General features: G+C 39.9%; 15 protein-coding genes. 2 read left to right on the top strand and 13 right to left on the bottom strand.

All coding sequences use genetic code 11. The features are described from left to right. Positions 1-21 precede the first annotated feature (21 nt). The 5 genes from ABC361_RS04835 to ABC361_RS04815 form a co-directional block, all read right to left on the bottom strand. Entirely contained in the window at positions 22-306 is a 285-nt protein-coding gene (locus ABC361_RS04835; RefSeq protein WP_413072939.1) for a PTS sugar transporter subunit IIB, read from the bottom strand. A 13-nt stretch (positions 307-319) separates the two neighbouring features. Beyond that, a complete protein-coding gene (locus ABC361_RS04830; RefSeq protein ID WP_413072938.1) occupies positions 320-817 on the bottom strand; it encodes a PTS sugar transporter subunit IIA in 498 nt (165 codons plus the stop codon). Further along, complete coding sequence (locus ABC361_RS04825) at positions 807-2873, bottom strand: BglG family transcription antiterminator (protein WP_413072937.1); 2067 nt, start codon at positions 2871-2873, stop codon at positions 807-809. The genes ABC361_RS04830 and ABC361_RS04825 overlap by 11 nt, the downstream gene beginning before the upstream one ends. Before the next feature lie 192 nt (positions 2874-3065). After that, a complete protein-coding gene (locus ABC361_RS04820) occupies positions 3066-3728 on the bottom strand; it encodes a GNAT family N-acetyltransferase (protein ID WP_413072936.1) in 663 nt (220 codons plus the stop codon). 13 nt (positions 3729-3741) lie between these two features. Then, positions 3742-4218 (bottom strand): GNAT family N-acetyltransferase, encoded by a 477-nt coding sequence (locus ABC361_RS04815; RefSeq protein WP_413072935.1) that lies wholly within the window; start codon positions 4216-4218, stop codon positions 3742-3744. 87 nt (positions 4219-4305) lie between these two features. On the opposite strand from ABC361_RS04815, the gene ABC361_RS04810 reads away from it, so the two are divergent. Then, a complete protein-coding gene (locus ABC361_RS04810; protein ID WP_413072934.1) occupies positions 4306-5340 on the top strand; it encodes a hypothetical protein in 1035 nt (344 codons plus the stop codon). A 41-nt stretch (positions 5341-5381) separates the two neighbouring features. On the opposite strand, the gene ABC361_RS04805 is transcribed toward ABC361_RS04810, so the two are convergent. The 4 genes from ABC361_RS04805 to ABC361_RS04790 all read right to left on the bottom strand — a co-directional run bounded on the left by ABC361_RS04805 (position 5382) and on the right by ABC361_RS04790 (position 9866). Next, complete coding sequence (locus ABC361_RS04805) at positions 5382-6437, bottom strand: M20/M25/M40 family metallo-hydrolase (protein ID WP_413072933.1); 1056 nt, start codon at positions 6435-6437, stop codon at positions 5382-5384. 17 nt (positions 6438-6454) lie between these two features. Further along, positions 6455-8053 (bottom strand): teichoic acids export ABC transporter ATP-binding subunit TagH, encoded by a 1599-nt coding sequence (tagH, locus tag ABC361_RS04800; RefSeq protein ID WP_413072932.1) that lies wholly within the window; start codon positions 8051-8053, stop codon positions 6455-6457. Positions 8054-8067: 14 nt separating this feature from the next. After that, on the bottom strand, positions 8068-8871 hold the full coding sequence (locus tag ABC361_RS04795; RefSeq protein WP_413072931.1) for an ABC transporter permease: 804 nt from the start codon (positions 8869-8871) through the stop codon (positions 8068-8070). Positions 8872-9065: 194 nt separating this feature from the next. Then, on the bottom strand, positions 9066-9866 hold the full coding sequence (locus ABC361_RS04790; RefSeq protein ID WP_413072930.1) for a GNAT family N-acetyltransferase: 801 nt from the start codon (positions 9864-9866) through the stop codon (positions 9066-9068). A gap of 83 nt (positions 9867-9949) precedes the next feature. Between ABC361_RS04790 and ABC361_RS04785 the strand changes: the two genes are divergently transcribed. After that, positions 9950-10579: a copper homeostasis protein CutC gene (locus tag ABC361_RS04785; protein WP_413072929.1), complete on the top strand. Its 630-nt coding sequence runs from the start codon at positions 9950-9952 to the stop codon at positions 10577-10579. Positions 10580-10581: 2 nt separating this feature from the next. On the opposite strand, the gene ABC361_RS04780 is transcribed toward ABC361_RS04785, so the two are convergent. The 4 genes from ABC361_RS04780 to ABC361_RS04765 are packed head-to-tail and all read right to left on the bottom strand — an operon-like array spanning position 10582 to position 13612. Then, positions 10582-11211, bottom strand: a complete 630-nt coding sequence (locus tag ABC361_RS04780) for a response regulator (RefSeq protein ID WP_413072928.1) — start codon at positions 11209-11211, stop codon at positions 10582-10584. After that, entirely contained in the window at positions 11208-12254 is a 1047-nt protein-coding gene (locus ABC361_RS04775) for a sensor histidine kinase (RefSeq protein WP_413072927.1), read from the bottom strand. The genes ABC361_RS04780 and ABC361_RS04775 overlap by 4 nt, the downstream gene beginning before the upstream one ends. Then, on the bottom strand, positions 12251-12958 hold the full coding sequence (liaF, locus tag ABC361_RS04770) for a cell wall-active antibiotics response protein LiaF (RefSeq protein WP_413072926.1): 708 nt from the start codon (positions 12956-12958) through the stop codon (positions 12251-12253). Before liaF ends, ABC361_RS04775 begins: the two co-directional genes overlap by 4 nt. Before the next feature lie 48 nt (positions 12959-13006). Next, the gene (locus ABC361_RS04765) at positions 13007-13612 is read right to left on the bottom strand and encodes a hypothetical protein (RefSeq protein ID WP_413072925.1); all 606 of its coding nucleotides are present in this window, start codon (positions 13610-13612) and stop codon (positions 13007-13009) included. Positions 13613-13624 lie beyond the last annotated feature (12 nt).

Raw genomic sequence — 13624 nt, 5'->3', positions numbered from 1 at the left:
TTCATATTGGTCTTTATACAATTATGCTTTTAATGCATCCAAAATTTCTTGCTTTGTCTTATCTGTACCAATTCCTGTTAAGAAAGAGCGCGCATTGATAACTGGGAAAGGGTATTCTGTTTGCGTCATTGCTGTAGTGACAAGTAGGTCTGCAGTATCACGGTGTCCGCCTACTTCTGAAATTTTAATTTGTACTAAATCGACGGCGATTTTGTGTTCTTTTGCCATTTCTTCGATTGCGTTGTTTACCACCGTTGATGTTGCGATTCCTGCTCCACATGCGACTAATACTTTTTTCTTTGCCATGATTAGTTCCTCCTTATACAGTCAGTTCAAGACTGTCATCGATTAATAGTTTTACTTCTTCTTTAGATGTTGCGTTTACAATTTGCATTAACTTGCTTTCATTTTGAAAGAGTTGCATCAGTTGCTGTAATAACGTTAACTGTGCATGCGCTTCCTTCATCGCAAGCATAAAGACCACTTTCACTTCCACTTGCTCAGACGGATCGCCCCCCATCATGCCAAAAGGCACAGGCTCTTTTAGGCGACCAATACTTATGGTCTTCTCATTGACATGTTCAACATCCGTATGTGGGATTGCTACCGCCACTCCAGCAGTAGGTAAACCAGTTGGATATTCGTTTTCTCTGGCAATAATGGCATCGACAAAACTCGTTTTAACGAGACCTTCTTTAACCAGATTGTCTGACATTTGCTTTAAAACGCTCTCTTTGTTTTCCGCGTTTATATCTAATAAGATCGTTGACTCATCTAGACGCAATGTGGTTTCACCTCTATTCTCTCTACTCCTCATCCATCGAATAGGCCATGATGATATTTTCCATTTTCTCTATTGATGGTGCTTGTAAAAATGCTTGACGATCCTTGGTCGAACCCGCTAACTTTATTAATTGCCTTAATGCACGAATATGTTGATGTTTGTCTTTGGCAGCGATCACAATGATGACTTGAATCTGTTCTTCTTCTGTAAAATGAACAGGCTTCTTTAGCTGCAACAAACTCATTCCAGTTTGAATCGCACCTTCTTCTGGTGCAGCATGCGGGATCGCTAGACCTGGTCCTATAACGATATAAGGATCACGATCTTTATTCGCGACAAGCGCATCAACATATCTTGGCTCGACAATCCCTTGGTCTACCAAAGGTTTTGAGGCTTGCCTTAATGCCTCATCCCAATCTCGAACAGACTCTTGCTGTTGCATGACCCCTTTTTTCAAAAAAGTACTAAGACTGTCTTGTAGTGCCTCATCAGCGTACGTATTGCTTTCAGCTGGAAAGAAATATCCATGTAAGGCTTTTCTTAAATCGTTTTCATTTTCAACTTTCGCGTAACCACTGATCATATCCATTAAGTGATCAATATTAATCGCTGTTGGCTTATAACCATGAATATCTTGCATGACTTGCTGTTTTAAACGATACTTTTCTTCTCGACTGAGAAAGGCTTTCGTGACATATAGCAGTTTCTCTGTTGCTAAAGACGTTTGTGAGAAAATGAGATCATAAGACAATTCATAGGAGTTGAACTGTCGAACAGATAGAGAATCAAGAAAGATAAATTCAGGAAACAATTCCTTCAGTTCCTTTAACATTAATCGCGAAACGGACACACCTTGTGGACACACAACAATGGCTTTTATTTTTTTGTCTATACTTTCACCTTGTCGAGTCATCCAAGAACCAATGAGCATCGTTAAGTAGATCGCTTCCGTTTCCGGGATCTCTTTTCCAAACAGTTCTTCCAATGGCCCTAGACTTCTTTTCACTAAGTGATGAAGTTCTCGGTATTCTTTGCTAAATGGATTTTGGACCGTTTCCATTTCTGTTAACTGATAACGAATGCGATAATATGCCGGCTTTGTATGTTGCACTAGTTTCTTTAATAGCAACTCCCGCTCTTGTAAATAGATACAGGCACTCTTTTCAAACGACCGCAGCATATTTGAAAGGGCTGGAATTAAATCAGGAATCGAGTCATCCTCTGTTAGTAAATCGGACCAGTGGACATTAGCCGCAAGTAAATGCAGAGTTATAAAAAGTCGTTCTTGCTTAGGTACATTATCCATGTTTTGAAAAATGTACTCCGTTGCCTGATATTCTTTCGTATCGGACAACTCTTCATATTCAATTGGGAATGGTTCGAGTACAGAACCACTTGCGATTCTTTTTAAAACGAGCAGAAAGATATATGGCATCGCCAACATTTTCTCATCAGTAAAACGAATACCTAATCGTTGTTCTACCTTTTCAATTCGCTTCTGCAAATCGTCTATCTCGTCTTTTTGAATACTTGCAACTTCTTCTAACCACATCGTCTCTTGATTCGATTGAATTGCTAGATCAACAAGGTGAATGAGAAGCTTTCGAATATGAAGTTCTTTGCCCTGAAGCAAGTAACCGTCTCGCCTTGAATAATGAATATCCAGGTTAAATTCGTTTAACCGCTCCTGCACACGCTTTAAATCATTTAATATTGTATTTTTGCTATAGCCTAACTCGGATTGGAAATGAAACAACGATAATTCCTCTTTGTTCGCTAGAAGCATAAACAGAATGTAATGACTTCGCTGCTCTTCTGTCAGAAACCCTTGTTCTTGGGTTACAGCTGTTGCGTCCGCTGGTTGACGAGATAATTTTGAAAAAACAGACTGATCAACAATGAAATGACCTTGCCTCGTTCGTTCTATCTCAGGGAGATCTTCGGATTGGAGCCATTCGTTAATTTTTTGAATGGTGTATCCAAGCTGGCGACGGCTTAACTCGTATTTATTTTCAATAACGCCGCTCGTAATTTGTCGATTACTGATGATCTCATTGAGAATTTTTTGGCTTCGATCATTCAATGCCAATGCAATCCCTCCCTTCTTGATTTGATTGTAACATCAATATTCTTATGAAAGAATGCGCTTTCATCCCAACTTATCGAACATCTTTTGTACATCATTGTGTTTTACATTCCTCATTCCAAGTTTAACCATTTTTCTTCTATTCCTTCCAAAATAAAAAAACAGCCCTAAAAAGCAGCTGTTTTCGACAACTTTCTACATTCCATACACCATGAAATACGTATCATTTTCCCTCTTAAGAGAAACCCCTTTGTACCCAAGACGTATTAGATTTTTTTGTTTTTCAAGATCGTCTAACCTAACGTTATTGTTTGTTTTATAGGACGATGGAGACGGATTTTTTATGTCTTTTATGAAAATATAGCGAAGTTTTCCTCCATACTTCTCTTTAAGTGCAACAATCTCCATTCCTTGCTTCAGTTTATCTAGCATACTAGGCAAATTCATTGGTGCAACGGTTGCGCATACATATTGATAGGGCTGATCCTCTTTACTCAGTCTACGATTTAACCATTCGCCCATTTGTTGTTGCAACCGCCGCCCCCTGTAATCAGGATGAACCAGAGAGATTTCTTGATAGATGACTTCTTTCAATTGATCGCTTGATAGACCAGCGTCTTTCCCTAAATGCTCGTCTTCATCGACATCTGGCACAAGGAGTGCCCTCGCAGCAACTAAATGATTGTTAGTAAAGACGCCAACAATCATGCCATTCCCTGCTAGAATGTGCTCGATTTCTTTTCGATTTAACGTCGACAGTTGATCTTTGTGCTCCAGCTGGTCGTAGACAAGTTGTTGTAACGTATAAAGCTCTTCAACCTGTTGTGCTTCTAATTTTAAAAAGTGCAGTTTTTCCATGATAATGTCCTTCCTATTCCAACAAATCCTTTTTAAAGACAACGCGATCAACACCTGCTCCATCATAGTTCTCGTGAATGGAGACCCCATCTATCTCTTTTGTACCTTTGACAATTGAGAAACCCATTTGTTGATGATAGGCAATCGACTTTTTATTTACAGGCGATGTAATGCCGTACACTTCTCTCACCTTAAGGGAGATCATTTTTTCAAAAAACGCCTTATACAGAAAAGAACCAATTCCAGAACGACGGGCGTCGGGCGCAATCCCAACAAAATGGATGTAACCACGCTCAGGTTGAGCAGGTGACTGAAACCCTACGAGAAAACCAACTAATTCATTGTTTTCTTCCACAACATAACTAGTATTTGAAAAATGAGTAAAAAACAAACGTGGCAGCAGCCCTTGCATCTGTCTCCCTCCCCACCATTCATTGATCGATCCATTGATAAATTCAAAATCGCTTTCTCTTAACAACCGAATATTCAATTTGCATGCTCCTTTTTTTGTCATTTTAGCAGGAAGCCGTCATAATTTGTTGAATGTAGCTAAACCGTGCGAAAGGGGGTCTTTATTTTGAATACAACACAAGCGATTCAATTAGCAAACGAATGGGTCACGCAAATCGCGTCTCATGAACAAGGATTTAAAGGTGCCTATCTAGCAGGTTCCATTATTGGTCAAGCACCGACTTCTTCATGGCCACCATCATCCGATGTTGACATTATGGTCGTCTCAACGAATGTACCTCCTTACAAATTAGGAAAATTCACATATTACAATTGTTTACTAGAGGTAACCCATCTTGACTACAATCTTTTCCAAGATAAAGGGACGATTCTGGCCGATTACCATTTAAGCTATAGCTTTGCACATACGACAATTCTTTCCGATATAGACAAAACCCTTCTTCCATTACAAAAGCAAGTCGTAGATGATTTTACTCAGCTAAAGTGGGTCAACCAACGATGTTTACACGTAAAACATAAAATACGGGACGGTTTAACAACTCTTCCAACCTCGCTCCCTTTCCATGAGCAGGTAATGAAGTGGCTTTTTCCTACAGGTGTGCTCACACATCTCTTTTTAACAGCAGACTTGCAAAACCCGACTGTACGGAAACGGTATGTAGATGTGAAACAGGTTTTAACTTCCTATAGAAAAGCAGATGTTTATGAGCAATTGCTTGACCACCTATGCGCCAGTGAAGTCACTCGATCATTTGTACAATCAAGTTTGGAACACTTGACCGTCACATTCGATTTAGCAGCCAAGCATGGGAAAACACCCTTTTTCTTTTCCACAGATATTTCAAAGATTGGCCGGCCAATCGCTATTGATGGAAGTGAAGCTTTAATTCATGCAAATCTGCACCGTGAAAGCCTGTTTTGGATTATCGCAACTTATTGTCGATGTCATATCATTTTAGCAAAAGATGCCACACACCTTCATCAAGAAAGACTGCCTTATTTTAACGAGACTCTGGCAAAAATGGGGGTTGAAGCGAGTAGTGATTTATGTAGATTAGCAGCCATAACAATGGACAACCTCGAACATTTTTGGAAACAGACGGAAGAAATCCTTGCAAAAAATCCTCGGATAAAACAGTAAAAACACGGAGCGCATAAACATCGCTCCATGTTTTAGATTGTCTAGTTCTTCCAACTAGTTGGACGTAAATCAACATCCTTATCTAGCTCTTTTATAAAGGTAACGAGCAAGTCAATCTCTTGTTCGATATCTTGTAATGCCACCACTTCACGAGGTGCGTGCATGTAGCGAAGCGGGAGGGAAACAAGAACAATTGGTACGCCGTCACCTGTTAATCTTAGTTGATCAGCATCGGTGCCTGTCGTTCTTGGCGTCAATTCATATTGTACAGAGATCCCCAATTTTTCTGCTGCTTGTAGCAATCGTTCATTTGCTTTTTTATTAATAGGGGCTCCTTTTGCGAGCACAGGTCCTCCCGCTAGTGCGACTTCTCCAACTTTTCCAAGTTGAGCTGACGGATAATCTGTCGCAAACGTCACGTCAAGAGCAATTGCCAAGTTCGGCTTTAAACGTGAACCAGCAAAATATGCGCCACCCATGTTGGTTTCTTCATTAACCGTACTTACACCATGTACACATACTTCTGGTAAATCTTTGGACAAACGCTTCATAACTTCTGCCACGATGAACGCGCCAGTGCGATTGTCCAGTCCTCTTCCTTGGATACATCCATTGAGAAGTTCAGCAGGCTCAATGTTATACGTTATTGGATCACCAATTTCAACATATTGCTGTACCTCTTCTGCTGAGCGTGCGCCGCAATCAATAAATAAGTCATCCATTGTTAAATCTGCTTTTGCACCTCCATGATGCTGTGCATTTGCTCCAAAAACCCCTCGCACGTTTCCATGCTTCCCGTGAATGGTGACCTCCATTCCGAGCGCTGGTAAGGGACTCAGTCTTCCTAATTCTTCCACGTAAAGAAAGCCTGAATCATCAATCGCTTTCACGATAAATCCAATCTCATCACAATGACCTGCTAGCAACACACTAAACGGCGCTTGCCGATTAATTGTTGCAATCGCGTTTCCCGCTAGATCTGTATCGAGGTCCTTCACGTGTTCACTCATGTATGAGAGCCATTTATGCTGAATGGCTTCTTCATGTCCAGAAGGAGAAGGGGTTTTTAGCAATTCAAACAAAAAGGATTTATCCAAACGTAACCAGCTCTTTTCTATTCATTTTCCGCTACGAGTAATACACCATTTTCTTCATTCCACAAAAAATAGATCTCGTCTTCTTCTAAATAGAAGAACGGTGTTTCTTCTATTAATGGTTCTTCATTTGCGGTGAGGAGAATGGCAGCTAATTCATTCTGCTGATCTATTTTTAACAGATTTTCATTCACATATGCATAGTAGCCAAAGCCAAACTCATCGGCAGCTTCAAACGAAGCCGTCCCCATTACTTCTTCATATGGTTGATTCATCGTTGTTTCAATGTCGGTAATGGATACATTATGTCTGTCCAATAGTTCAGCTTCAACCGTGTCACGATTCACGCTTTCAGCCTCATCTACATACAGAATCGCGTCTGCTTGAATAAATAAATCGTCCCCGTCATTCTCAATTTGAACAATCGTTTGCGCTTCATTTTCACCTGTTACCGCCACCTCTGATCCAAATGGGAGTGTCATCACCGATGTGGAGCTGTCGTTCGATGTGTAGAGTGGCGTATCCACATCTTGAACCACAGCACGAGCTGGAGTACTATACTCAAGCCAGCCGTTATCCTCATCATCTCCAGAGGTTTCTGATATCGTTACTTCCTCTTCAGTAGACGCTTGTTCTTCTTCAGCATCTGCTGAAAGAAGAGGTTGTACAGCTAATAGGTATGCCGCAACGACAAATACTGCAACAAGAACAACTAATTGACTAAAAAATAAGACTGAGTGCTTTTTTTGTTCTTGATCTTTACGCTTGGCCTGCTTTTTCTTTCCTCGCGGTCCATACGTTTCATTTTCAGCCAGTTCAACGTTTGCCACTGAACGTTGCATTTTCAATTCTTCTTTATGATCTTTCTGCTCTTCTTTTGATAACGCCGTAAACCAATTAATGTACGCTTCGTACTCTTCTACGACTTTTGTTTTATCGCCAAATGAACGCGTTTCACCGTTATGAAGCCACAACACTCGATCCGACATGTTTTTGATTTCTTTGATGTTATGACTGATAAAGATAATCGTTTTGTTTTGCGCTTTAAATTCTTCAATCTTGTCTTTACACTTCTGATAGAATGTTTTATCACCAACAGATAAAGCTTCATCAACAATTAAAATATCTGGATTTGTATGAGCAGAAATCGCAAACCCTAATCGAGACTTCATACCTGAAGAATAGTTCTTTACCGGCTGATTCATAAAATCACCAATATCCGCAAATTCTTCAATAGACGGCAGAAGCTGCTCAATTTCATTTTTTGAAAACCCATGCATCAAACATTTTTGTTCAATGTTTTCGTATCCATTTAGCTGGTTATTTAATCCAACATTTATTGCAATTAAAGACGTCTCTCCTTGAACGTCTAGACTTCCTTCTGTAGGCGGGATCACGCCTGCTAGTATATTCGAAATGGTTGATTTTCCTGAACCATTTATACCAACAATTCCGATTGTCTCCCCTTCGTAAATTTCCAGGGAAATATCTTTTAATGCATAAAAGTCACGATTTTCTTTTTGCATTTTCGGCAAAAACATCGCTTTTAACTTCTCACTATTGCTGGTAAAAAGCGTGTATTTTTTTGTGACGCCTTCTAATTTCATCTTAGGATTCATTCGCAAAATCCCCTTTATAAATAATCAACAAAGCTATTTTTAAATTTCTTAAAGACCGTTGCACCAAGGAATCCAATTAAAAGGATTAATGCCCAGAAATAAATCATATACGTGATATTTTCAAAAAACCACGTACCTCCAATAAAGGAATCTCGAAATCCGTTTAGAATATAATAGAACGGATTTAATTGTAAAAAGGAAAGCAAGCGATCATCCATTGAATCTGGTGCCCAAATAATTGGACTTAAAAAGAACATCATTCGCATCCCAGCTTCAAGAAACTGATAATAGTCTCTTACAACGGTTGCAAGCGTTGCACTAAAAATCGTAAACACATAGAGAAAAGCATACAAGCACAGGAAATAATACGGTAACTGCAACAAATACACGCCTGAAAACACAGAGTAAATGGCTAGTACCACACATAAGATCCCTAACATAACAAAAAAGCTAATTGAGTTTCCTGCAATCGTTATAGTAGGTAGTACACTGACTGGGAATTTCATTTTTGAAACCATTTTAATTTTTTTATGAATACTGTTCGACCCTTGAAGAACCGTAGGGCTTATGAAGAACCACGGAATTAATCCACAAAGTAAGTACACAAAAAACGGAGTATCTCCAACATCTTGTCCCTGTCTAATACCGAGCCCAAAAATAACAAAAAAGACCACGACTTGCATCAGCGGACTAAATAACTGCCAAAAAGCGCCTAAGTAATGGAGTTGAAACTTACTTTTTTGTTCAAATGCTGCAAGCCTCCAAATTAAGTGCTTATTTTCGTATTGCTCTTTAAGCAATTGTAATAAGGCTTTCATTACCCGTACTCCTTATTCGTTCAAAAATACGTTCATTCATGTGCACGTCATTTTTTGCACCTGTCTATCATATCACTTCCTTCATCAAATCGCCATTTAACATTATTAACGTTCGTTGACAATTTAAAAAGCTTGCAACAATGTTTGTTGGCAAGCCTGTTCTGGTGCAAAAATTGCTTAAGCGAACAAATGACTTATGAATCAATCTTTTCGTTGTACATCATCCATAATCCGATATCTTCAAAACCGATATTTTTGTAAATCACTCCAGCACTTGGGTTGTCGTAAAAAAGACACGCTTCTTTTCCTTCCGAGAATAACTGCCTACACACATCATAGACACATGCTGATGCATAACCATTTCGCTTAAAGTCTTCAAGTGTTGCTACCCCAACAATCATCGCTGAACTCGAGTTTTCTGCTGTGGTTGAAGCGGCAGACACAACGATTTCACTGTGACGTACGATACTAGACCGGGAAAAGCCATCTCGAAGATCTTGCTGCTTCTTCTCAACAGACGTCGCCATCGACTGGCTGAACTCTGGAATTTGTTTTAACATATCGAGCAATACTTTCGCATCTTCAGGTTGAGCTGGTTGAACTTCGTTGATGGCTGGTGGAACGGTTGTTTTGATCGTGCTACATTTTGCATAGTACGTCTGCTTTTTTTTCATTGGCTTTTTAATGAATAAATCAAGTTGTCTCGTGACGCCCTTCAATCCTGACATCGCTTTAAAATTCGGATCTGCGTTTATGATGGACGCAAACCCTTCAGCATCGTATGTACCCTCGGCATAGGGGAGATAACTTGAATGATAGTTTAACAGCACTGCAACAAGCTCATTCGCTTCATTGAACTGTCCCCATACTTTTTGGAAGTCCGTTTCCATACCGAACGCTTCAATGTCTCCAATAATAAAAAGATTTTCGGCAGGCTTTTGCCTCACAAACGCAAGGCATGTCGCTTGATCTTCTCTCTGCAATTGACGAATCATCTGGCTCCCCCCTTGAATTATTCTATAGTTTACAAGTATTCTGTAAACATTGCGAGCATTTTTTGGAACTTGGAGGAAAGATTATGAAATCAATCGTGAAAGAGGTTTGTTTAGAAAATGAATTGTTCGTCCAGAAAGCGATTGCGTACAAAGCAGATCGCATTGAATTATGTGATCACCTTCATGTAGGAGGCACCACAGTCTCAACAGACACGTGCGAAAAAGTTGTTCAAATGTGTAAAGGGACTGGTGTTGGGGTAATGGCAATGGTTCGACCACGAGGAGGAGATTTTGTCTATAATGAAGCAGATGTGCAGGAGATGGCTCAAACCATTAAAACCTTTACTGAGATAGGAGTAGATGGAGTCGTGGTCGGTTGCTTAACAAAGGACAATAAGCTAGACCTTCCGCATTTGCAGACATTCTTATCCAACATCGATCCTAGGAAGGTCACATTTCATATGGCTTTTGATGCTATCAAGGACCCCTTCAATGCCATTGACCAGTTAAGTTCGCTCCACGTTAAGCGCATCCTTACTCACGGTCCTCATCAAGCCATTGACGATAACATACCCGTCCTAAAAGCTTATAACGAGTACGCAGCAGGTCGTATTATTATCATGCCAGGTGGTGGTATCACAACAGAAAATGTAGCCAGCATTGCTAAAAACACCGGAACCTCTGAGCTTCACGGTACGCGCATTTTATGGTAAGGCTATTCCTTAAAGAGCTCTTGCTGATACGCATAAACGACTGCTTGTGTCCGGTCAGCCACATCTAATTTTGATAAGATATGCGACACATGGGTTTTAACCGTTTTTATGGTAATAAAGAGCTGTTCGGCAATTTGTTGATTAGTCTTGCCTTCGCTCATCCATTTCAAAATTTCTTTTTCTCGATTTGTGAGGGTATGGTGCAACGGTTCATCAGTTTGGAACGCTGAGATCATTTGTGTTTGAACTTTTTCATCTAGTACAGACATGCCTTGAGCCGTCTTCCTAATCGCATCGGCTATTTGCATGGCTGTCGATGTTTTTAATACATAGCTCTTTGCACCTGCTTCTAAAGCTGGTCGTAATTTTTCATTATCAAGAAAACTCGTTACGATAATGACTTTCGCATCTCTCCATTGCGATAGAATGTCTCTTGTCGCTTCAATGCCGTTCATTCCGTCCATAACCAAATCCATCAATATGATATCTGGCTTTAAAGAGAGCGCTTTGCTGACTCCGTCCTTGCCATTACTTGCTTCTCCCACAACCATAAGATCGTCTTGCGTTGATAAAAACGCTGATACCCCTAACCGCACCGTTTCATGATCATCTACAAGCAATACAGAAATCACACATGTTGCCCCCCTTCTATAACTGGTACCCTGACTTCAATACTCGTTCCCTGACCTTCGACACTAATCATTTTTAGTGTACCGCCAATTTCCTCCGCTCGCTCCTCCATACTATGTAATCCATAGCCATAGGGAGAGGTACTTTGATTAAATCCTTTGCCATCATCGGTGATTTTTAATAACCCAAAATCATCATAGCGCTCGTAAAACACACTGATTTCGTTTGCTTCTGCATGCCGCAACGCATTCGCAATGGCTTCTTGGGTGATACGAAACAGCTGATCTTCCACTCCTGGTTTTAATGATAAAGAACTAATACGAACCGAAAAATCAATTTGATGTTTTTCTGCTAAATCAGTAATTAATTGTTCGACACCTTCTTTAAACGTTTGGTTTTCCAGTTGAATGGGTCGTAGTTGTAAAAGGAGCGCGCGCATATCGTTTTGCGCATCGTTTACTACTTTTTCAATGCTCTCGCATCGTTTTTGCAAATCACTTACCTCAACATTTTTCTGGTTCACTGCTGCTGATAATAGCATAGAAGCGGCATATAATTGTTGCGAAACCGAATCATGAAGCTCTCTTGCAATGCGGTGTCGTTCTTTAAACACAAGTTCATTTTTTAATTTCGTTTCATTTTCGGTCCACTGCTCCAAGACTCGTTGAGAACGTTCAGCCTGATTTCGTACCCTTGTTTCAAGGTCCTGAATCAGCGCTTTCGTTTGCTTGAAATCAGTTGATACTTGCCCTAACTGTTGCTTACTTTCCTTTGTACTGCCGCTGACGACGTGTTTCAGTGACACATGCAGCGCTCGAACATCTTTTTTCCAGATCATCGATAAAGTCAGATGCACAACGATTGCGACAATGAAGAAAAATGCTAACAGCCATACAAAAATAGGGATGTGATACGTTAAGCTATTACGAATAAGAAGTTGCTCCCAATCAAACCACCCATTTGTTTGGAAGTAGAATAATACGGTACCTATTAGAAAGATCGGAAGAAAGAAAACAATGAGTCCAGCTGTACGAATTGTCTTCATCGGTACATCACCTCAATATCTCCAGCTACAAGTGATGTATAAATACGAAGCCGACGAGGTGCATCCTCGTAAGAGTCATTTTCAATTTTGACGTTTTGATTAAAACCGATTTTATGCTTTCCGAGTAAATCGGACTGGCCAAATAAAGATGCGTGCTCAACAGATACACCAGCATCATACGGCACGTATAGCTTTACCCTACCAATAAAACCACGAATAACAACGACTGTATCTCCTTTTGGAAGAACGGTCTTTTCAAAATGAATTTCTGTCGTACCAATTCCAGTGTGAATGTTGATATCATCACTTCGAAAACCTTCATGATCAATCTGTTGATCTCCTAGTAAGACATTTTTAACAAAGGGTGTTCGTCTATCAATTGGAACATCTTCATTTATTTTGACTTCCAGCTTATTCGGCTTACTCGCTTTTTCCCAAAATAAATACAGCATATAAAACATTCCACCGAACAGGATCAGAAGAAAGAAAGACGAGGAAAGAAGCGTTAAAATAAAAATACCGAGACCACCATAAAACAAAAACTTCCCTTTTTGCCTACTCATTCGTTTTAATCCGTAATAAATCATTGCAGCAGACCCTACTAATAAGATGAATGGCCCTACTTTAATTAATAATTCAAGTGCTGTCGCAGCCAGTAGGGCAAAGAAGATATACGCGACAATATCTGTTCGATTTCGTTTCATCCTTTGCCCTCCTCCGCTCTTTAATCACCGTTAGTATACTATAAAGCGTTATGCCTTCTCATGTTTTTCAGCAAGTTTTTCAATTTCCTTATCAAAATCTAGGACTTGACGTGACACTGTGTCCACTTCATCCTTTTCTTCTTGCTCATGTAAATCGCCGTTTTCTTCAACATAGTACGTCCATTTTGATGCACTCTCTTCCGCTTTCGATTCCTCAGCTCGTGCAAAATCGGTTAACTTCATTCGCTCCATCTTTTTCTTTAAGAAATAAAGCGATCTGCCTTTTTCTTCAAGCTTATTAACACGCTCTCGCTGTTCATCATAAGATTCTTTGTATTCACGCGCTAATTCTCCGTATCCATTCATTTCTACGGTTGCTCTTTCCATCAATTCAGTTGCGTGCGCCTGCTCAGCTACCTCACGTTGTTCCTTTCGTTTCGCTAACATTTTTTCAGCTTCTTGCCATTCAGTATAAAAATACTGTTCAAGCTCTTGCTGTTTTTTAACGGTCTCTTTCCACATTTTCATTTGCTTGTCGAGATGTTTTGTTTCATGACTTCGTTTGTCTTCAGTTACTGGCTTCTTCTTACTTTTCTCAAGCACCGCTTCTATATCCGCCGAAACTTGATCTTTTATTTGTTTTAAAATGGACATCGTTCTCCTCCT

Origin of the sequence: Shouchella phoenicis (assembly GCF_047238345.1) — a bacterium.
Taxonomy (GTDB): Bacteria; Bacillota; Bacilli; order Bacillales; family Bacillaceae_D; genus Shouchella.
Note: the sequence above shows the minus strand (reverse complement) of the source record. Positions and strands in the feature narration are given on the sequence as shown.

Excerpts from the sequence above, each read along its gene's own strand:
- ABC361_RS04835 (WP_413072939.1), bottom strand. The coding sequence starts at position 306 with ATGGCAAAGAAAAAAGTATTAGTCGCATGTGGAGCAGGAATCGCAACA.
- ABC361_RS04830 (WP_413072938.1), bottom strand. The coding sequence starts at position 817 with ATGAGGAGTAGAGAGAATAGAGGTGAAACCACATTGCGTCTAGATGAG.
- ABC361_RS04820 (WP_413072936.1), bottom strand. The coding sequence starts at position 3,728 with ATGGAAAAACTGCACTTTTTAAAATTAGAAGCACAACAGGTTGAAGAG.
- tagH (WP_413072932.1), bottom strand. The coding sequence starts at position 8,053 with ATGAATCCTAAGATGAAATTAGAAGGCGTCACAAAAAAATACACGCTT.
- ABC361_RS04795 (WP_413072931.1), bottom strand. The coding sequence starts at position 8,871 with ATGAAAGCCTTATTACAATTGCTTAAAGAGCAATACGAAAATAAGCAC.
- ABC361_RS04790 (WP_413072930.1), bottom strand. The coding sequence starts at position 9,866 with ATGATTCGTCAATTGCAGAGAGAAGATCAAGCGACATGCCTTGCGTTT.
- ABC361_RS04785 (WP_413072929.1), top strand. The coding sequence starts at position 9,950 with ATGAAATCAATCGTGAAAGAGGTTTGTTTAGAAAATGAATTGTTCGTC.
- ABC361_RS04775 (WP_413072927.1), bottom strand. The coding sequence starts at position 12,254 with ATGAAGACAATTCGTACAGCTGGACTCATTGTTTTCTTTCTTCCGATC.
- liaF (WP_413072926.1), bottom strand. The coding sequence starts at position 12,958 with ATGAAACGAAATCGAACAGATATTGTCGCGTATATCTTCTTTGCCCTA.
- ABC361_RS04765 (WP_413072925.1), bottom strand. The coding sequence starts at position 13,612 with ATGTCCATTTTAAAACAAATAAAAGATCAAGTTTCGGCGGATATAGAA.